The 348-nt window shown below is 61.5% G+C and carries 1 protein-coding gene; it reads left to right on the top strand.

Annotated features, from left to right (window positions below; all coding sequences use genetic code 11):
• Positions 1-348: RHS repeat domain-containing protein (locus tag AO388_RS06520; RefSeq protein WP_161937155.1), on the top strand; the 348-nt coding region annotated here is incomplete at both ends.

Raw genomic sequence — 348 nt, 5'->3', positions numbered from 1 at the left:
GAAAGGCGAACAGCCACGGCGCAGCACCCATCTGGAGCGCGACCCGATAGGCCGTTTGCTGGCCAAACTCAACGACGACGCGCGTCAGGACTACACCTATGACGACGGCGACCGACTGCTGTCAATCGAGCGCAAACCGACGGACACCGGCAGAAAACTGGGCGTCACCGCCGAGAAACTGGAATTTGCCTACGACCTGCTGGGGCGACTGACCACAGAGACCACGCCGCAAGGCGCGCTGGCCTACGACTACGATCCACTGAGCAACCTAACCACGCTGACCCTTCCTACCGGCCAGCACCTGAACCACCTGTACTACGGCAGCGGTCATCTGCATCAGCTCAACCT

This window comes from Pseudomonas sp. ICMP 10191, assembly GCF_001467335.1.
GTDB classification, from domain to species: Bacteria; Pseudomonadota; Gammaproteobacteria; order Pseudomonadales; family Pseudomonadaceae; genus Aquipseudomonas; species Aquipseudomonas cerasi.
This window is presented reverse-complemented; position numbering and strand designations above follow the sequence as displayed.